The sequence below is a fragment of the Nonomuraea sp. NPDC003201 genome, assembly GCF_053590415.1.
In genome coordinates this window covers 1-19,224 of the sequence record NZ_JBSFTC010000122.1, presented here as the reverse complement: position 1 = coordinate 19,224, position 19,224 = coordinate 1, and the positions used below count along the sequence as shown (strand labels likewise).

The following is a 19,224-nucleotide window of genomic DNA, read 5'->3' as shown; positions in this document are numbered from 1 at the left end:
AGGTCGGCCGCGCCCAGGAGGAAGCCCATCACCTGGCGCGGCTCGTCGACGATGACGCCGTCCGGCCGGGGCCGCCGTGTCAGCGCCTGCCGCGCCGCGAGATAGCCGTCCTGCTCGGTGGCCTCGACGTGGATCAGCATCTGCGTGTCGTCCCCGTCGATGCCGCGTTCACCGAGTGCCCGCGTGACCCCGAGCTCGCGCTGCTGGATGAAGGAGTGCTGCGGCGCTCCAGGGACACGAGCGATTCGCCTGCGGCCGTGCTCGGCCAGGTGGGAGGCGGGCTCTCAGCTCACCGTCTCGCGGTCGTGCTGGCACACCGAGCAGCTCGTCAGCCCGGCCGCCTCCGCCGCGGCGAGCGTCATCGTCTCCACGCCCGACTCCCCCGCGCCCCTGATCAACGGGCACGCGGTGCTGTGGTAGCGGCGGGTGCCGATGATGACCTTCACCGTGCCGGAACGCTCGTCCTTGCCCTCAGCGCCACCCGAGGAGCCGGTGGACTTGGCATCGGCCTTGGCCGAGCCGGAAGTCTCAGGCTTGGTGGTCTTGGCCGAGGTCTCGGGCTTGGGCGTCGAGCCGCTCCCCTCGCCCTTGAAGACATCCGGCTTGGTGGAGGTGGCGTCGTCCTTGGAGCCCGGGCCGGCGGATCCGGGCGTCGAACCCGTCGTCGTGCCGGGCGTGCCGGGCTTCGCCCCCGAGCCGGCAGGGCCGCCGGTGCCGGAGGTCCCGGGCTTCGGGCTCGCGCCGCCGGACGTGCCCGCCTTGGCCGGGCCACTCGCCGCAGAGGGCCGCCCAGACGCGGACGGACGGTCAGAGGCAGACGGCCGATCGGAGGCCGACGGACGGTCAGGGGCTGACGGGCGGTCGGAGGCTGACGGGCGGTCGGGGCCGGACTTTTCCGTTGCCGAGGGCTTGGTGGCCGAGCTCGGGCCGGAAGGGCGTGCGGCGCTCGTGCCGGGGCCCGGGGGCAGCGGGCCCTTGGGCTTGGCCTCCGACTCGGCGGAGGACGCGGGCCGCTCTGGCACCGTCGCGCTCTCCCGCGCCGTGGCAGGCGTCTTGGCGGCCCCAGCAGGACGCTGTGACGGCCCGGAGGCCCCACCCGAGGGTCCAGGGCGGACCGGCGCCCCGGAAGAGGTCACGCGCGGCTGCGGTGCCGTGGCGGGCCCGGCGGAATCGTCCTCGTCGGTCGCCTCCGAAGAGGGCCCACCTGCGGGCTGTCCCGGCCGGGCACCGGTCGATCCCGGCTTCGGCGACGGGCCGCCGGTCTGCCCAGGCTTGTCGCCAGGACGGCCGGGCTCGGTGCCGGGCTGCTCGGGCGAGCCGGTGGGCTGGCCGGGCTGGCCGGGCTTGGTGCCGGACGGACGGGGTGTGTCCGTGGGCCGGCCGGGCTTGGTGCCGGGCTGTTCCGGCGAGCCGGTGCGCTGCGAAGGCTTGGCCGCGGGTGCTCCGGCCTTGCCGGGGGCTCCCGTGGCGGGACCTTCCGGAGCGGCGGAGGGCGAACCGGGCCTGCGCGCGGAAGGCGGCGGCCGGAAATATGAAGTCTCCGCGTCCGCCTGATCGTCATCCGATTCGGCGGCGGAGGAGGTGGACGAGCGGCCGAACCACGCGGTGGCGCCTTCCTCGCGGGAGGCGGGCTCCGGGTCGGGGGTGGAAGCCTTCGCGGCAGGCTTCGGCGGGGCGACCGGCGGACGTACGTCGCGGGTCTCCGCGGAGTCTTCCGCCCGGCTCGCCGCCGTGACGGCGGCGCCGGGGGCGACGACGGGCTCGGGGTCGGCGGCAGGCGGCAGCTGCCGTCCGCCGAGCGCGGCGTCAGGCAGGCACGCCGTGCAGGGCGTGAAGCCCTCCTCGCGTGCCTCCTCGTACGTGAGCTCCTCGTTGTCCCGGCCGCTCAGCTGTCGGCAGCCGGACACGTGGTAGCGCTTGCGTCCGGGGATCACCAACACGATCGCATCCGGCGAGATGCCACTCGCCGCGGGGCGGCGGGGTGCGGCGGCGGGAACGGTCGCCGTCCGCTGCGGCGTCTGCGGATGCGGATGGGGTCGCGGTGGGGGCTGATGACCCATGGGGCCGGTCTGGCTGTACGGCGAGCCGGGGCCCGGCGGCATGAGCCCTTTCGGGGGGGTGGCCGGCGCAGCGGCCTGCCCACCACCGGGAAAAAGCTCGTTTCGCCGCAGGAACGCCCCGATCACGAGGAACAGCGCAGACAGCACGCTGACCACGATGGACCACATGATCAGGAACGGCTTAGCCAGTACGAAGCCCGCGATCAGCAACACGACCGCCGCGAGCACCAAACCAGCACTGATAAGGATCACAGGGGGCTCTTTCGAGTGACAGGTCCTAGTGACCCGCTACTTTACCGGCGGTCGTTGTGGGGACCGTCACCGCCGGGGAAGACACCCTGGGGAGCCTCGCCACCGAACGGGCTGGGACCACCGGGAAGCGGCGGCTGGCCCTGCGACACGGCGTGCGACATCGCGGGAGCCTGACCCGCCGGACCACCGGACATCACCGGGAACCCACCGCTGCCCTCAGCGGAGACGTTGAGCTCGGCGAGCTGGTTTTCCAGGTAGAGCTTGAGCCTGCTGCGGTATTCGCGCTCGAAGCTGCGCAGCTCCTCGACCTTGCGCTCGAGCTCGTCGCGGGTCTGCACCAGCGAGCCCATCGCCTGGCGGTGGCGCTCCTGCGCGTCACGCTCGAGCGTCTCGGCGCGGGCGCGGGCGTCGCCGATGACCTGCTCGGCCTGGCGGCGTGCCTTGGTGAGGATCTCGTCGGCCTCGCGGCGGGCGCGGGTGACCGTCTCGTCCGCCTCCCGGCGGGCGTCGGAGATCGCCTGGTCGGCGGTCTGCTGGGCGAGGGCGAGCACACGGGCCGCCGTGTCCATGTTGTCCTCGGCGGGAGGCATGTTCATGACGGGGACCGGCTGCTGCACAGGCGGCGGCTCGGGGGCGCGCATGGGCTCCGGCTGGGGCGGTGGAGCCATCATCTCGGGCTTGGGCTGCTCCTGGACCGGGGCGGAGGCCATGGGCATGTTCATGCCGCCCGGCACCTTCCCCCGCAGGCACTCGGCCAGCTTGGCGCGGAGCTCTTCGTTCTCTTGGATCAGACGGTCGAGCTCAGCCTCCACCTCGTCGAGGAAGGCGTCGACCTCTTCCTCGTCGTAGCCCGGCCGCAACCGGGTGGTACTGAACTGCTTGTTCCGCACATCAGCGGGCGTCAGCGGCATTTTTTGGTCTCCTTGGCGCGCTTTGGAGTCTGTCCGGAGGGACGGTAACCCGAATCACTTCAGCGCGGACACGAGTTGGATCACGACCTGCGCCACACCGCCCCCGTCATCGCAGCATCCCCACGATCTGGATCAGCAGCAGCACGGCGATGAACAGGACAGTGAAGCTTAGGTCAAAGGCCACCGTACCCAACCGGAGCGGGGGAATGAAACGGCGGAGGAACTTGAGAGGTGGGTCAGTTGCGGTGTAAGTGGCTTCGGCCAGCACCAGGACGATGCCGGAGGGGCGCCACTGACGGGCGAAAGCCTGCACCGTCTCGAAGATCATTCTGCCGATGAGCAGCACCAGGTAGAGAGACAGGACTACGACCAAGATCTGGCTTACGATCCCCACGGCCCGGCCGCGCCTCCACTCCCGATGTGCCCTCCCGGTCTCGGCGAGACCCGGTTGGGTGCGATAGACATACAGAGACTCTAACTCTGATTGAAGAACCCGCGTTCCGCGATTCGGGCCTTGTCCTCGGCGGTCACCTCGACATTGGCAGGGGACAACAGGAACACCTTGTTGGTAACACGTTCAATGCTGCCATGTAGGCCAAAGACCAGACCTGCCGCGAAATCGACCAGACGCTTGGCGTCGCTGTCAACCATCTCGGTCAGGTTCATGATGACCGGGGTGCCGTCTCGGAAGTGCTCTCCGATGGTACGCGCCTCGTTGTACGTCCGGGGGTGGAGTGTCGTGATGCGGGCCAGATCGGTCGTGCGGCGCTCCAGGATCGTCGTGGCGGGTCTGGGCGCGGGCACCCCCGCCTCGGGCTCCTCGTCGCGTTCCTGGACCGCTACGGGCCGCTCGTCGCCGGGCCGCTGCACCTCGTCCTCGTAGGCGTAGTCGTCCGGGTAGGTTTCGTACCTCTCGTAGCGGTCGTCCTCCACGAGACCGAGGTAGACCGCCATCTTGCGCATCGCGCCGGCCATCGCTACGTCGTCCTCCTGCTCACGGTCGCACTCGCTCGAGCCCGACACCGGATCCCGAGGCGGTAGCCGTACCCCCTTGGAGCTCACCGCTGATCGACCTCTACTTGGTCATGGGCCTGAAGACCCACTTGAGGGGACATTACCTGACGAAGGGCTTGCGACGACCGAGCAACGCCGTACCGACCCGCACGTGTGTCGCGCCGTACGCGATGGCTTCGGCGAGGTCCTCGCTCATACCGGCCGAAATCATCGTGGCCCGCGGGTGCTGCTCCTCCAGTCGCGTGGCCACGTCACGCAACCTGGCGAACGCCTTGGCGGGCTCCTCCCCCAGCGGCGCCACGGCCATGATGCCGCCCAGCCACAGCCCCTCGGCCAGCGCCACCTCGTCGGCCAGCTCCAGCGCGTCCGCGGCGCGGGCGCCGCCCCTTTCGGGGTCGTCGTCGAGCGCGACCTGGATGAGACAGCCGACCCTGCGGCCCTGGCGGACCGCCTCCTTGCTGATCGCCTCCACCAGCCGGAGCCGGTCGACGGAGTGGATCACGTCGGCGTAGGCGACGACCGAGCGGACCTTGTTCGTCTGGAGCTGGCCGACGAAATGCCAGGTCAGCGGCAGGTCCGCAAGCTCTTGCGCCTTGGGCGCGGCCTCCTGGTCCCGGTTCTCGCCGACGTCGCGCACGCCCAGCTCGGCCAGAATGCGCACGTCCTCGGCCGGGCGGGTCTTGGTGACGGCGATCAGCGTGACCTCGCCCCGGTCACGACCCACCGCCCGGCAGGCCGCCGCGATGCGCGTGTCGACCTCGGCGAGCCCGGCCGCGATCTCGTCCCTTCTCACGTGGCCCTCCCTTTCACTACACGCCCGTGCGGTACGCCTCGCGCACGACGGCGCCGCTCCCGGATCCCTGCCGGGGAGCGGCGTCAGGCTACCGGGCTATTTGAGGAAGTCGGGGACGTCGAGCTCCTCTTCCTGTTCCTCGAAGATCACCCGAGGACGTTTGGCGGGCTCCGACATGCGGGAGGTGATGGGCGTGGGCGGGTTGGCGGGCTCGGGCGTGGGCCGGGGGATGGAGACGGGGCCGGACGGCTCGTCGGCCAGCGGCTCGTCGTCCACGGACCCGGGGATCTGCGCCGACTCCACCGGGCGCACCGGCTCCGGCCGCGGCGGCTCGGGACGGGGCTCCGGGCGGGGATCCGCCCTGAACTCCGCGCGCGGCTCCGGCCGGGGGTCGGCCCTGAACTCGGCCCGCGGCTCCGGACGGGGCTCAGGACGGAACTCGGCGCGCGGCTCGGGCCGGAAGTCCGTACGCGGCTCCGGACGCACCTCAGCGCGCGGCTCAGGGCGCAGCCCGGGCTGCTCCGACTTCACGCTGGGGGACGCGACGCTCGGCCGCACAGGGGACGACACGGGCGGCGCGGCCGGCGGGGCGGCGGGACGGCTCGCCGGGCGGGGCAGCGGCTTCTCCACCGGAGGCGGCACGTCGTCGAACCCGGCCGCGATCACCGTCACGCGGACCTCGTCGCCGAGCGCGTCGTCGATGACCGTACCGAAGATGATGTTGGCGTCCGGCGCGGCCGCCATGGACACGAGCTGCGCGGCCTCGTTGATCTCGAACAGACCGAGGTCGGAGCCGCCCGCGATCGACAGCAGCACGCCGTGGGCGCCGTCGATGCTGGCCTCCAGCAGCGGGCTGGAGACCGCCATCTCGGCCGCCGCCACCGAACGGTCGTCGCCGCGGGCGTGGCCGATGCCCATGAGGGCGGAACCGGCGCCCGACATGACCGACTTGACGTCGGCGAAGTCGAGGTTGATCAGACCAGGGGTGGTGATCAGGTCGGTGATGCCCTGGACACCGGACAGCAGCACCTGGTCCGCCGCCTTGAACGCGTCGAGCACGCTCACCTGCCGGTCGGAGATCGACAGCAGGCGGTCGTTGGGGATCACGATCAGCGTGTCGACCTCGTCGCGCAGCGTCTCGATGCCGGCCTCGGCCTGCATGGCCCTGCGCCGTCCCTCGAAGCTGAACGGCCGGGTCACGACACCTATGGTGAGCGCGCCGAGCGACCGGGCGATGTTGGCCACGACGGGCGCGCCGCCCGTGCCGGTGCCACCACCCTCGCCGGCCGTGACGAAGACCATGTCGGCCCCCTTGAGGACCTCCTCGATCTCCTCGCGGTGGTCCTCGGCCGCCTTGCGCCCCACGTCGGGGTTGGCGCCCGCGCCCAGTCCGCGCGTGAGCTCACGGCCCACGTCGAGTTTCACATCGGCGTCACTCATCAGCAGCGCCTGGGCGTCGGTGTTTATCGCGATGAACTCGACGCCCTTGAGTCCCTCCTCGATCATCCGGTTGACGGCGTTGACTCCGCCGCCGCCGATGCCGACGACCTTGATGACCGCGAGGTAGTTCTGCGGTGCTGCCACGACGAGGGGCCTTTCCGCTCGTTGACTTGCCATTTCGGTGCGGATTGTCTCCGCTTTTTGTCACTTCGGGTAACTCTCAACCTCAGGTTGAGATTTAGATTTATGTCAACCTGAGGATTGATACGGACAGTAGGAGTCCCCTACCTGGCGGGTCAACTAACCGCGCCGCAAGCACGTCCGGCGTGTCGCGGGCTGTCCGTTTCGCTCCGAAGTCGCGCCTGGTCGGGGGCTCCTGGCCCGACGTACGACTTAAGGCTCTCACGCCGCGACCCCCACCTCGCACAAGCTGGGCGATGCCGTTGCCGGGCACTTGCCCAGTCTTGATCACTTCAGCGTCACCACGTCCGGGGAACTGACGTCGTACACCGTGGCTTTTTCTCGTTTGAGCAGCGATGTAAGAATGCGCGCCTTCTCCTTGGGACGGTCGGCGCCGCCCCAGATGACGGTGCGCCCGTCGGACAGCAGCAGGGTCACGCCCTCGGCCGTGCCCGCGCGGACCTCCCGGACCTTGGGCGCCACCACGCCCGGGACCGCCTGGATGACCTGCAGCGCCGCCATCATGGCCGGGTCGCCGACGGCGGGGTTGTCGACCTTGAGCACCGGCAGCATGGGCGGCGCCGCGGACCTGACCTCGATCACCACGCCCTGCTTGTCGACGATCGCCACCTTGCCGCCCGCGGGGATCGCGGCGACGGGCTCGCGCTCAACCACTTCGATCTTGAGCGTGCCCGGCCAGATCCGGTCCACCTTCGCCTTGGCGAGCTGCCTGATGCCCAGCACGCGGGTCTCGACGTCGGCGAGGTTGACGGTCGCGAGGGGATGGAGGTCCGGCACGCCGGCCTGCTGTTTGATGCGCTCGCTCGGCACTGTGAGATTTCCCACGATCTCGATCGAGCGCACGCCCAGCACCGGTGAGAAGAACACCAGCCAGGCGGCCGTACCCACCACTCCCGCAGTCAGCAGCCCCAGGAACGCGGTCCTCGCCTTCATCGCCCTCCCCATGTCGGCCCCCGAGGTTTCCGGCCCCCGAGCGTCGGCACAGAACCTACGCCGACGCGCCGCACGGCATCGCGCGCCACGCCCAAACGCCCCCCAACGGGACGCACCGCGCTCCCGTCGGCGCTCGCGCGCCGTCAGCCCGCAGGGGGTGTCAGGAGAGGCGGGCCACGATCTGGGGGCCGAGCTCCGTGACGTCGCCCGCGCCCATGGTGAGCACGATGTCGCCGGGCCGCGCCCGCTCGGCCACCATCGCGGGCACCAGGGCCCGGTCGGGCGCGTACGCGACCCGCTCCGGAGGCAGCGGCACCTTCCCGGCCACCATCGCGCCCGAGACGCCCGGCTCCGGATCCTCGCGGGCCCCGTAGACGTCGAGCACGATGGCCTCGTCGGCCAGCGCGAGCGCCGCGCCGAACTCGTCGGCGAAGAACCGGGTGCGCGAGTAGAGGTGCGGCTGGAAGATCGCGATGACCCGGCCGTGGCCGGAGTAGGAGGCGACCACGTCGCGGGCGGCCTTCAGGTCGGCGGTGAGCTCGGTCGGGTGGTGCGCGTAGCTGTCGAAGACCGCGATGCCCCCGGCCTCGCCCTTGGCCTCGAAGCGCCGCTTGGCCCCCGTGAAGGCCCCCAGCCCCTCTCTGATCTCCTCGAAGGGCAGCCCCAGCTCGTCGGCCACGGCGATCACCGCGGTGGCGTTGAGCGCGTTGTGCGCCCCGGGGACGGCCAGCCGGACCTCGCCCCTGCCCTCGATGCCGAAGACCGTGCCGAACCCGTCGGGCCTGATCCCGCTCACGCGGTAGTCCTCGCCCTCGACCCCGTACGTCTTGACCCGCAGCCCCCGCTCGCGCGCCCGGTGCGCCAGCTCGGCGGCGCCCGGGTCGTCGGCGCACGCGATCAGCAGCGAGCCCACCCGCTCGGCGAAGCGGGCGAAGCTGGCGTGCACGGCCCCCGGGTCGCCGTAGTTGTCGAGGTGGTCGGCCTCGACGTTGGTCACCACGGCGATGTCGGGCGCGAGCATGAGGAAGGAGCCGTCGCTCTCGTCGGCCTCGGCCACGAACACCTGGCCCTGCCCCTCGTCGGCGCCGAGCCCGGTGGTGACGAGCTGCCCGCCCACGCAGTAGGACGGGTCGGCGCCGCACTTCTGCAGGGCCACGGTCAGCATCGAGCTGGTCGTGGTCTTGCCGTGGGTGCCCGCGATGGCCACGGCGGTGCGCCCGGCCATGACGGAGGCCAGCGCGGCGGCCCGCGGGATGATCCGCAGCCCCTGCTTGAGCGCCTCGCCCAGCTCGGGGTTGGAGTCGCGGATGGCGGTGGAGACGACCACGGTGTCGACGTCCTTGATGTGCGAGGCGGCGTGGCCGATGTGGACCGTGGCGCCCAGCTCGCGCAGCTCGGTGATCAGCTCGGAGCTGCGCGCGTCGCTGCCGGACACCCGCACGCCGCGCTTGAGGAGGATGCGGGCGATGCCCGACATGCCCGCGCCGCCGATGCCGATGAAGTGCACCCGCCCCAGATCCGCTACGGCAATGGGATCGACCAGCTTGACGAGACTCATCGGGCTATCTCCAACACTTTCCGGGCAAGCATGATATCGGCGTCCTTCCGGCCAAGTCTGGAGGCGGCCTCCGACATGGCCGCGACCCGCTCGGGGTCACGGAGGATGGGCAGCACGTTGTGGATGATCCATTCGGGTGTCAGTTGGGCGTCGTCGACCATCAGGCCGCCGCCGCCCCGGGCGATGCGCCCGGCGTTGATGGCCTGCTCGCCGTTGCCGTGCGGCAGCGGCACGTACGCGGCCGGCAGCCCCACCGCGGTCAGCTCCGCGCACGACAGCGCGCCGGCGCGGCACAGCGCGAAGTCCGCGGCCGCGTAGGCGACGTCCATGCGGTCGACGTAGGGCAGCAGCACGTACTGCGGGTCGCCCGGCGGCGGCTCGCGGTCGACGGTGTTGTTCGGGCCGAGCACGTGGAGCACCTGCACGCCCGCGCTGCGCAGCACGGGCGCGGCGGCGAGCGCGGCCTGGTTGAGCGACCTGGCGCCCTGCGAGCCGCCGAAGACCAGCAGCGTCGGCCGGTCGTTCTCCAGCCCGAACCAGGAGCGCGCCTTGTCGCCCGCCGACAGCCGGTCGAGCGTGACGATCTCGCGGCGCAGCGGGGTGCCGATGTACTCGGCCTTGGGCATCGCGGCCTCGGGGAAGCCGGAGAAGACGTGCTCGGTGAGCCGGGCGCCCAGCCGGTTGGCCAGGCCGGGGCGCGGATTGGCCTCGTGCACGACGATCGGCACGCCGCGCCGCTTGGCCGCCAGGTAGGCGGGGGTCGCGACGTAGCCGCCGAAGCCCACGAGGACGTCGGCCTGGACCCGGTCGAGTATGCCGGCCGCGGCGTTGATCGCCCCGGCCAGCCGGCCCGGCACGGTGAGCAGGCTCGGAGTGATCGCCCTGGGCAGCGGCACGGCCGGCACCAGCGCCAGCTCGTAGCCCCTGGCGGGCACCAGCCTCGTCTCCAAACCGCGCTCGGTGCCCATGCAGGTGATGCCGACGCTCCGGTCAAGATGGCGCAGCGCGTCCGCAAGGGCGAGCGCGGGCTCGATGTGCCCGGCCGTCCCACCACCGGCGAGGACCACCCTCATCTCGGTCACTCCCTAACGTGTCGCTCGGCCTTTGGTCGTACCCCCCAGGCCAAGCCAGCTTAGGGCCCGGGCGGCCGGTCCGGGGCCACGAGCCTTCAAGGCCTCCCTCGCGCCAGGCTCGCGTTTGGCGAACGACAGCAGCATGCCGAGCGCGGCGAGCGTGGGCAGCAACGAGGAGCCGCCGTACGAGACCAGCGGCAGGGGGATGCCGGTGATCGGCAGGACGCTGAGCACGGCGCCCATGTTGACGGTCGCCTGCCCGACGATCCAGGCCACCATGGCGGCGGCGGCGAGCCTGGTGAAGGGGTCGTTGACGCGGACGGCGACGCGCAGCCCGGCGTACCCGAGCAGCCCGAACAGCGCCACCACCATCAGCGTGCCCATCAGCCCGAGCTCCTCGCCGAGGATGGCGAAGATGAAGTCGCTCTCGCCGTGGGGCAGCCAGTTCCACTTCTGGCGGCTCGCGCCGAGTCCGAGCCCGAACCAGCTGCCCGAGCCCATCGCGATCTGGCCCTGCACGGCCTGGTATCCGGCGTTCTGCGCGTCGGCCCACGGGTTGAGGTAGGCCCCGATGCGCGCCATCCGGTACGGTTCCACCTTGATCATGATGACCGCGGCGAGCACCGCCAGCGACAGGATGCCGCCGAACAGCTTGATCGGCGCCCCCACCACCCACAGCAGCGCCAGGAAGATCATGAACAGCACCAGCGTGGTGCCCAGGTCGCGGCCGAGCATGACCATGACGGCCAGGATCGCGGTGCCGGGCATGAGCGGGATCAGCAGCTGCCGCCACTCGATGCGGCCCTGCCGCGCCCGCCTGGCCAGCAGGTCGGCCCCCCACAGCACGAGCCCGAGCTTGGCCGGCTCGGACGGCTGGAGGGTGAACGGGCCGATGTAGATCCACCGCTGCGCGCCCAGCTCGGACGAGCCGATGAACAGCACCATGACCAGCGCCAGGATCGACAGCGCCATCATGGGGTAGCCGGCCCAGCGGAAGAACTTGGCCGGCAGCCGCGAGCAGGCCCACATCACCGGCAGGCCCACCGCGGCCGACAGCGACTGCTTGAAGAACCACGAGAACGGGCTGCCGGTCTTCTGCAGCGCCTCGACGCTGGAGGCCGACAGCACCATCATCAGGCCGAGCGCGAGCAGCAGCGCGCTGCACATGATGATCAGGTAGTACGTCGTCAGCGGCTTGTCGAGCAGCTCCTTCAGCGACCCGAGCTGCTCCCGCGCCCAGCCGCCCGGCCCCTCGACGGCGCGCGGCTCCTCAGCGCTCGCGCTCACGTCGCAGCCTCAGCTCGCGTACGGCGCGCGCGAAGGCCTCCCCCCGCGCCGGGTAGTTGGCGAACATGTCGAGCGAGGCCCCCGCCGGGGAGAGCAGCACGGTGTCCCCGGGCGAGGCCAGCCGGGCGGCTTCGGTGACGACTCTTTCCATCGCACCAGTGTCCCGATCAGCGATGTCCACGACGGGGACATTCGGCGCGTGTCGCGCGATGGCTTCGGCGATCCTGTCCCGATCTGCCCCGAGCAGCACCGCTCCGCGCAGTCTGGGGGCCGCCTGGCGTACCAGGTCGTCGACGTCCGCGCCCTTGAGCTGCCCGCCCGCGACCCACACGATCGACGGGTACGAGGCCAGCGCCGCGGCGGCGGCGTGCGGGTTGGTCGCCTTGGAGTCGTCGATGTAGTCGACCTCGCCGACCCGGTCGACGTGGGCGAGGCGGTGGGGGTCGGGCACGAAGTCGCGCAGCCCCTGGCGCACCGCCTCCGACGGCACGCCGAGCGAGCGGGCCAGGGCGGCGGCGGCCAGCGCGTTGGCCACGTTGTGCGGCGCGAAGGGCCGTACGTCCTCCAGCGTCGCCAGCTCCTCGGCCGCCTCCACGGGATCGGCCACGAACGCCCGGTCGACCAGCAGGTCCTCCACGACGCCGATCTCGCCGCGCCTGGGCACCCGCAGCGTGAACCCGACCGCTCCCGGATAGGGCGCGGCCAGCCTCGTGGCCTCGGGATCGTCGGCGTTGTAGATCACGTGCCCGGCCCGCTCGAAGATGCGGCCCTTGGCGGCGGCGTACTCCTCCATGGAGCCGTGCCAGTCGAGGTGGTCGGGGGCCACGTTGAGGATGGCCGCGGCGTGCGGGGCCAGCGTGCTGGACCAGTGGAGCTGGAAGCTGGACAGCTCGACGGCCAGCGCGTCGTACGGCTCGGCGACGGCCCGCACCACGGGGACGCCCACGTTCCCGACGGCCAGGGCCTTGTGCCCGGCGGCCAGCAGGATGGAGGTCAGCATGCGTACGGCGGTGGTCTTGCCGTTGGTGCCGGTCAGCGCGAGCCACGGGGCCGCCTGCGCCGGCCGCAGCCGCCAGGCCAGCTCCACCTCCCCCACGACCTCGACGCCCGCCTCGAGCGCGGCGGCGATCAGCGGGTGGTGCGGCGCCCAGCCGGTGGTGACCAGGCGGGTCACGCCCTCCGGGATCTCCATCGCGCCGAAGCGGGTCTCCACTCCGGCCGCGGCCAGCTCGGCGGCGGCGGCGAGCTGGCGCTCGCCCTCCACCGCCTCCACGACCACGACGCGCTCGCCGCGCTCGGCCAGCGCCCGCGCCACGGCGGTGCCGGACACGCCGAGCCCGGCCACGCACGTGACACTCATGGCTTGGGCATCCACTCGACGTAGAACAGCCCGAGCCCGAGGGCCGAGCAGAGCATCGCGACCAGCCAGAACCTGACCACGATCGTGGTCTCGGCCCAGCCCTTCAGCTCGAAGTGGTGCTGCAACGGCGCCATCCTGAACACCCGTTTCCCGGTCATCTTGAAGAACCCGACCTGGATGATGACCGACAGGGTGATGATCACGCACAGGCCGGCCAGGATGATCAGCAGGAGCTGGGTGCGGGTGGCGATGGCCAGGCCGGCCAGCACACCGCCCAGAGCCAGCGAGCCGGTGTCGCCCATGAAGATGCGGGCGGGCGGGGCGTTCCACCACAGGAACCCGATCAGCGCCCCGAGCACGGCCGCGGCCACCACGGCCAGGTCGAGCGGGTCGCGCACCCAGTAGCAGTTGGGGCCGAGCTGGTCGATGCAGTTGTTGCGCAGCTGCCAGTTGCCGATCAGCACGTACGCGGCCAGCACGACGCCGGTCGCGCCGCTGGCCAGGCCGTCGAGACCGTCGGTGAGGTTCACCGCGTTGGAGAACCCGACGATCATGAAGAGCACCCAGATGGTGAACCCGACGATGCCGATCGACGGGCCGATGTCCCGCAGGAACGACACCCGGGTCTCGGCGGGGGTGATGCCGTAGATGTTCGGCTGACGAACCACCAGGAACGCGAAGACCGCGCCGACGACGAGCTGGCCGAGCGCCTTGGCGCCGCTGCGGAGGCCGAGGCTGCGCTGCTTGTAGATCTTGATGAAGTCGTCGAGGAACCCGACCGCGCCGAGCCCCGTCATCAGGAACAGCACCAGCATGCCCGACACGGTGGGCGCGGCGAAGGTGGCCAGGTGGGAGGCGCCGTAGGCGAGCAGCGAGGCCAGCACGAACACGATGCCGCCCATCGTGGGGGTGCCCCGCTTGCCGAGGTGGGCCTGCACGCCGTCCTCACGGATCTCCTGGCCGTAGCCGCGCCGCGACAACAGCCGGATCGCCAGCGGGGTGCCCAGCATCGAGAGGATCAGGCCCACCGCACCGGCGATGATGATTTCGGTCACTGAGCGGCACCTCCGAGCACGAGCTCGGCCGTCCGTTCCAGACCCATGGCTCTCGGTCCCTTCACCAGCACCGCGTCACCCGGCCGCAGCCATCCGGCCAGCTCGGCCGCGGCCGCCTCGGCATCGGGCACGTGCACAATTCGCATCGCCTGCGCAGGATACGCGGCCCCGCCACCGGGTGGCGCCCCGGCCACCGGCCCGCCCACGTGAGGCCCGGCGGGCACGCCGCCGAAGGGAGCCGCACCCATGGGAGGCCCGCCCACCGGCGGCTGTCCGGGCATGGGTCCACCCGCCGGAGGCGCCTGCCAGCCCTGCGGCGGCACGCCACCGGCGTCCGGCGCCTGCCAGCCAGGCTGCGGGGGCCCCTGCTCGGGGGACGGCCCGTGCCAGCCCTGGTCCTGAGCGGGTCCATGCCAGCCCTGGTCCTGGGCGGGCCCGTGCCAGCCCTGGTCGGGGGAAGGCCCGTGCCAGCCCTGAGGCGCGTCCTGGTGGGGGGCGGGCGCCTGCGGGGCTCCGGCCGCGGCCTGGGCCGCCGCCTGGGCGTCCAGGGCCGCCTGAGCGGCCGCCTGGGCCTCCGCCGCGGCGGCGGAGGCCCCTTCCAGCACCGGACCCGCGTCGGGGCCGGCCACGATGAGTCCGGCCAGGCCGGAGCCGCCGGCCAGCCGGCCCAGCTCCGCGTTGAGCACGGGGCCCTCCTCGCCCAGCTCGCGCAGCGCCGCGATGACGGCGAAGCGCCGCCGTCCCCGGCCCAGCACCTCGAACGCCGCGAACGCCGCCCGCATCGAGTCGGGATTGGCGTTGTACGCGTCGTTGACGACCGTCACCCCGTCGGCCCGGTCCGTGACCTCCATCCGCCACCGGCTGAGCGGCGTGGCCTGCGACAGCTCGGCGGCGATGGTCGCCACCGGCAGGCCCAGCTCGTAACCGGCCGCGGCGGCGGCCAGGGCGTTCTCGACGGCGTGCTCCCCGTACAGCTGGAGCGACACGGGCGCCGACCCCGAGGGAGTGCGCAGCGTGAAGGAGGCCCGCCCGCGGGCGTCGACCGTGACGCCCTCCGCGCGGATCGAGGCCGACTCGCCCCGGCCGAAGAACGTGACCCGCGCGTCCGTGCGCGAGGCCATGGCCCGCACCAGCGGGTCGTCGGCGTTCAGGACGGCCACGCCGGTGCGCGGCAGCGCCTCGACCAGCTCGCCCTTGGCCTTGGCGATGGCCTCCTTGCCGCCGAACACGCCGAGGTGCGCGGTGCCGACGTTGAGCACCACGCCGATCTCCGGCGGCGCGATGCGGGTCAGGTCCTTGATGTGGCCGATGTTGCGCGCGGCCAGCTCCAGCACCATGAAGCGGGTGTCGAGGTCGGCCCGCAGCACGGTCAGCGGGTGTCCGAGCTCGTTGTTGAAGCTGCCGACGGGGGCGATCGTGGGCCCGACGCGGGCGGTGAGCCGCGCCAGCAGGTCCTTGGTGCTGGTCTTGCCCGCCGAGCCCGTCACGCCGATCACGGTGACCTTGGGCAGCGCGGCCGCCTGGGCGGTGGCCAGCTCGGCCAGCGCGGCGGCGGTGTCGGGCACGATCACCGCGGGTCCCTCGACCGGCCTGGTGGCCAGCACGGCGACGGCTCCGGCCCTGATCGCCTGCGCGGCGTAGTCGTGGCCGTCGACGCGCGCGCCCTTGATGGCCACGAACAGCGATCCCGGTTCTACGGCCCGCGAGTCGATCACGACGGGCCCGCGGACGACCGCGCGGGGATCGGCCATGCCCGTCAGGGCGCCCGAGGTTATCTCGGCGATCCTGGCCAGAGGCAAGGGGATCATCAGTGCTTCCTGCTTTCCGTGCTTTCCTCGCGTGCGGCGATCGCCTCCGCGACCACCTCACGGTCGTCGAAGGGGATCACTTCGCCTGAAATGTACTGACCCTGCTCATGACCCTTGCCGGCCACGACGATCACGTCGCCTTGCCCGGCCCGGGCGATCGCCAGGCCGATGGCGGCCGCGCGGTCGGGCTCAATGATCACATGAGCGCGGTCGTGCTGCGGAACGCGGAGCGCTCCCTCCATCATCGTCACGAGAATGGCCAGCGGATCCTCCGAGCGCGGATTGTCGCTCGTGAAAATGGCCACATCCGCCAGCTGGGCGGCGAGCTCGCCCATGACGGGCCGTTTGCCCTTGTCGCGGTCGCCGCCGCAGCCGAGCACGATCGTCAGCGTGCCCGCCGTGACGGACCGCAGCGAGCGCAGCACCGACTCCACGGCGCCGGGCTTGTGAGAGTAGTCCACGACGGCCTGGAACTCGTCTCCCGCGGCCGTGATCCGCTGCATGCGCCCGGGAACCCCGGTGAGCGTGCCCACGCCGTGCACGGCGGTGTGCAGCGGCACCCCGGCCTCGACGAGGGTGACGATGGAGCCGAGCGCGTTGGCGACGTTGAACGGCCCCGGCAGCGCGATCTGCGCGTCCGCCTCGACCCCGCCGGGCCCCACGACCCTGAACGCGCTGCCGTCGGCGCCCAGCCGGGCGTCCAGCGCCCGCCACTCGGCCTCCGGGTCGCCCAGCGCCGAGTACGTGGTCATCGGCACCTTCGCCAGGTCGAGCAGCTCCCGCCCGTAGCGGTCGTCGATGTTGGTCACGCCGACCCGGCTCAGCTCCGGCTGGAACAGCCGCACCTTGGTCGCGAAGTAGTCCTCGAAGTCCTTGTGGAAGTCGAGGTGGTCCTGGGAGAGGTTGGTGAACAGGGCGACGTCGTAGAAGATCCCGTCGACCCTGCCGAGCGCCAGGGCGTGGCTGGAGACCTCCATGACGGCCGCGCTGACGCCTTCCTCGCGCATCAGGGCGAACAGGCCGTGCAGCTGCGGCGCCTCGGGCGTGGTGAGCGTGGGCAGGAAACGCGCCTCGCCGGCGCGGATCTCGACGCCGCCCACCAGGCCGGCCCGGTGCCCGGCCGCCCGCAGGCCGGCCTCGATCATGAACGTGGTGGTGGACTTGCCGCTGGTGCCGGTGACTCCGAGGATCTGGATGTCGTGGGCCGGCTGCCCGTACACCCAGGAGGAGATCTGCCCGAGCAGGGCGCGCGGGTCGGGCACGATCAGCACCGGCAGCCCGGTCGCGACGGCCTCGTCGCGGCCGGCGCGGTCGGTGAGCACCGCCACCGCTCCCTTCGCCATCGCCTCGGCGGCGAAGGCGGCTCCGTGGGCCTGTTTGCCGGGCAACGCCACGTAGAGATCTCCGCGACTGACGTCGCGGGAGTCGATGGTGACGCCGGTCAGGGCGGCATGAGGCGACCGCGACGTGCCTGAGTCGGCGTCGAGCATGGTCGCGAGCCCGGTCAGCGGGCGGGGCGGGCTGGTCGTAGGACGCATAGACGACGGGGGACGCACGGCGAGAGCGTACCTTCCCTGGTCACTGTCCCGCGCGCATCCGCACCGGCGGCGCGGCGGAGCCTGTGGGAGGAATCTTCTTGCTCTTGATGGCGAACGTCATCACATCCTTGAACACGGGGGCCGCCAACTGCCCGCCGAAGTGGCCGTTCTTCGGGTTCTGCAGCACCGACAGCACCACCAGCCGGGGCTTGTCGGCGGGCGCGAACCCGACGAACGAGGCCGTATAGCCCTCGTACCGGCCGAGCTTCGCATCGTAGCGGTTGGCCGTGCCCGTCTTGCCCGCCACCCGGTAGCCGGGGATGGCCGCAAGCTCTCCCGTACCCTCCGCGCTCACCGCGGTCTCCAGCATCGTCGTGATCTCCTTGGCCGTCGTCGCGCTCACCACCCTGGTCTGCTTACCTGCGGGAGCGGGAACGAACCTGCCGGACGTGTCCGTCGTGCCGGCCACGATCCGCGGCTCGATCTTGACGCCGCCGTTGGCGATGGTCTGGTAGACGCTGGCCATCTGCAGCGCGGTCACCGAAACGCCCTGCCCGTAGGCGACGGTGCAGCTCTGGCTGCCCGACCAGTTCTTGTAGTCGGGCAGCAGCCCGGCCTCCGCGCTCGGCACGCCGCCGCCCGGCCGCGTCCCGAACCCGAACGCCTTCAGCATCCGGAAGAGGCGCTCGCTGCCGACCTTGCGGGCGGCCATGATCGTGGCCACGTTGCTGGACTCGGCCACGGCCTGGCGGAACGTCATCGACTCGGCCTTGTGCGGGTGCGCGTCGCGCAGCACCTGGTCGGCACACTTGATCCGGTCGGGGACCTGGAACACCGTGTCGGGTGTCACCGCGCCGCCCTCGATCGCGGCGGCGGCGGTGATCACCTTGTTGGTGCTGCCGGGCTCGAACACGTCGGCGGCGGCCTTGTTGACGTACGCGGACGCGGGGGCCTTGCGCCAGTTGTTCAGGTCGAGCTCGGGGGCGTTGGCCATGGCGATGATCTGGGCGCTCTGCACGTCCATGACGATCACGGTGCCGCTGTCGGCGCCGGCCTTCTCGACCTGCTCGGCGATCGACTCCTGGGCGGCCCACTGGATGTCGCGGTCGATCGTCAGCCGCACGTCCTGGCCGTTGACGGGGGCGGTGTGCTGGCTGCTGGTCATCGGGATGCGCAGGCCGTCGCGGCCCGTCTCGACGCGCTGCTCGCCGTCCTGGCCGGCCAGCAGGGTGTTCCTGGCCTGCTCGATGCCGCCCAGCCCGGCGCCCTCGTCGCCGACGAACCCGATGAGGCTGCCCGCCAGGTCGCCCGCCGGGTAGAGCCTGCGGTAGGTCTTCTTCGCCGCCAGCGCGGGCACGCCGGCCTGCTGCAGGCGGGTGGCCACGACCGGGTCGACGTCCGTGGCCAGGCGCTGGTAGCGGGTGTCGGTCCTGGCCAGCTTGGCGGAGATCTCCTGCTCGCTCTTGCCGAGCTGCTGGGCCAGGAGGGCGGACCACTTGGCCCGGGTCTGGGGGGTGACCTTGGACGGGTCGATGGACAGCTCGCGCGCCTCGACGGTGATGGCCAGGCCGTGGCCGTTGACGTCGGTGATCGAGCCGCGCTCGGCGGGGATCTGCTCGATGTGCGTGCGCTGGCCCACCGCCGCGGCCTCGTACACCTTGGAGTCGAGGCCCTGCATCTGGATCAGCCGCCCGGCGAAGATCGACAGCACGAACGTCATGCCGATCAGGCCGATGTTGATGCGCCTGCGCGGATTGCCCAGCCGCAGCACCAGCGGCGGCCTGGGCGGGCGCGGCGGCGGACGGCGCGGCCCTCGGGGCGGGGGCACCTCCCCGCCGCGGCGCGCCGCCACCCGCTCACTGCCCCGTGCCGCCTCCGTCCCGGTAGTAGGCCGCCATCTGGGGGACGGCAGGGCGCTCGTGCGAGCCGAAGTACTGCTCG

15 protein-coding genes and 1 pseudogene are annotated in these 19,224 nt (G+C 71.9%); all 16 read right to left on the bottom strand.

All coding sequences use genetic code 11. From position 1 onward, the window contains the following. Positions 1 to 44: 44 nt before the first annotated feature. Positions 45 to 245, bottom strand: a pseudogene (locus ACWDX9_RS33450) (hypothetical protein); the annotation flags it as partial. 39 nt (positions 246 to 284) lie between these two features. Beyond that, positions 285 to 2,312 carry a hypothetical protein gene (locus tag ACWDX9_RS33445; protein WP_449961014.1) on the bottom strand — a complete coding sequence of 676 codons (2,028 nt, stop codon included), beginning with the start codon at positions 2,310 to 2,312 and terminating at the stop codon, positions 285 to 287. 41 nt (positions 2,313 to 2,353) lie between these two features. Next, positions 2,354 to 3,223, bottom strand: coding sequence for a DivIVA domain-containing protein (locus tag ACWDX9_RS33440; RefSeq protein ID WP_350729183.1), 870 nt, complete (start codon positions 3,221 to 3,223; stop codon positions 2,354 to 2,356). Between the two features lie 106 nt (positions 3,224 to 3,329). Then, positions 3,330 to 3,617 carry a YggT family protein gene (locus ACWDX9_RS33435; protein ID WP_350729181.1) on the bottom strand — a complete coding sequence of 96 codons (288 nt, stop codon included), beginning with the start codon at positions 3,615 to 3,617 and terminating at the stop codon, positions 3,330 to 3,332. Positions 3,618 to 3,697: 80 nt separating this feature from the next. Continuing rightward, the gene (locus tag ACWDX9_RS33430; protein WP_350729179.1) at positions 3,698 to 4,198 is read right to left on the bottom strand and encodes a cell division protein SepF; all 501 of its coding nucleotides are present in this window, start codon (positions 4,196 to 4,198) and stop codon (positions 3,698 to 3,700) included. Between the two features lie 139 nt (positions 4,199 to 4,337). Continuing rightward, positions 4,338 to 5,030: a YggS family pyridoxal phosphate-dependent enzyme gene (locus ACWDX9_RS33425; RefSeq protein ID WP_449961012.1), complete on the bottom strand. Its 693-nt coding sequence runs from the start codon at positions 5,028 to 5,030 to the stop codon at positions 4,338 to 4,340. Between the two features lie 96 nt (positions 5,031 to 5,126). After that, a complete protein-coding gene (ftsZ, locus tag ACWDX9_RS33420; RefSeq protein WP_449961010.1) occupies positions 5,127 to 6,614 on the bottom strand; it encodes a cell division protein FtsZ in 1,488 nt (495 codons plus the stop codon). Between the two features lie 324 nt (positions 6,615 to 6,938). Next, positions 6,939 to 7,604, bottom strand: coding sequence for a cell division protein FtsQ/DivIB (locus ACWDX9_RS33415; RefSeq protein WP_449961007.1), 666 nt, complete (start codon positions 7,602 to 7,604; stop codon positions 6,939 to 6,941). Between the two features lie 160 nt (positions 7,605 to 7,764). Beyond that, positions 7,765 to 9,162 carry a UDP-N-acetylmuramate--L-alanine ligase gene (gene murC / locus ACWDX9_RS33410; protein ID WP_364251517.1) on the bottom strand — a complete coding sequence of 466 codons (1,398 nt, stop codon included), beginning with the start codon at positions 9,160 to 9,162 and terminating at the stop codon, positions 7,765 to 7,767. Next, on the bottom strand, positions 9,159 to 10,235 hold the full coding sequence (gene murG / locus ACWDX9_RS33405; RefSeq protein WP_449961004.1) for an undecaprenyldiphospho-muramoylpentapeptide beta-N-acetylglucosaminyltransferase: 1,077 nt from the start codon (positions 10,233 to 10,235) through the stop codon (positions 9,159 to 9,161). Before murG ends, murC begins: the two co-directional genes overlap by 4 nt. Positions 10,236 to 10,247: 12 nt before the next feature. Next, positions 10,248 to 11,522 (bottom strand): putative lipid II flippase FtsW, encoded by a 1,275-nt coding sequence (gene ftsW, locus ACWDX9_RS33400; RefSeq protein ID WP_449961001.1) that lies wholly within the window; start codon positions 11,520 to 11,522, stop codon positions 10,248 to 10,250. Further along, a complete protein-coding gene (murD, locus tag ACWDX9_RS33395; RefSeq protein WP_449960999.1) occupies positions 11,506 to 12,882 on the bottom strand; it encodes a UDP-N-acetylmuramoyl-L-alanine--D-glutamate ligase in 1,377 nt (458 codons plus the stop codon). Before murD ends, ftsW begins: the two co-directional genes overlap by 17 nt. Then, the gene (gene mraY / locus ACWDX9_RS33390; protein WP_350729166.1) at positions 12,879 to 13,937 is read right to left on the bottom strand and encodes a phospho-N-acetylmuramoyl-pentapeptide-transferase; all 1,059 of its coding nucleotides are present in this window, start codon (positions 13,935 to 13,937) and stop codon (positions 12,879 to 12,881) included. Before mraY ends, murD begins: the two co-directional genes overlap by 4 nt. Beyond that, the gene (murF, locus tag ACWDX9_RS33385; protein ID WP_449960996.1) at positions 13,934 to 15,745 is read right to left on the bottom strand and encodes a UDP-N-acetylmuramoyl-tripeptide--D-alanyl-D-alanine ligase; all 1,812 of its coding nucleotides are present in this window, start codon (positions 15,743 to 15,745) and stop codon (positions 13,934 to 13,936) included. Before murF ends, mraY begins: the two co-directional genes overlap by 4 nt. Beyond that, a complete protein-coding gene (locus tag ACWDX9_RS33380; RefSeq protein ID WP_449960994.1) occupies positions 15,745 to 17,283 on the bottom strand; it encodes a UDP-N-acetylmuramoyl-L-alanyl-D-glutamate--2,6-diaminopimelate ligase in 1,539 nt (512 codons plus the stop codon). The genes murF and ACWDX9_RS33380 overlap by 1 nt, the downstream gene beginning before the upstream one ends. A 40-nt stretch (positions 17,284 to 17,323) precedes the next feature. Continuing rightward, positions 17,324 to 19,054 carry a peptidoglycan D,D-transpeptidase FtsI family protein gene (locus tag ACWDX9_RS33375; RefSeq protein ID WP_449961032.1) on the bottom strand — a complete coding sequence of 577 codons (1,731 nt, stop codon included), beginning with the start codon at positions 19,052 to 19,054 and terminating at the stop codon, positions 17,324 to 17,326. Positions 19,055 to 19,224: the final 170 nt, after the last annotated feature.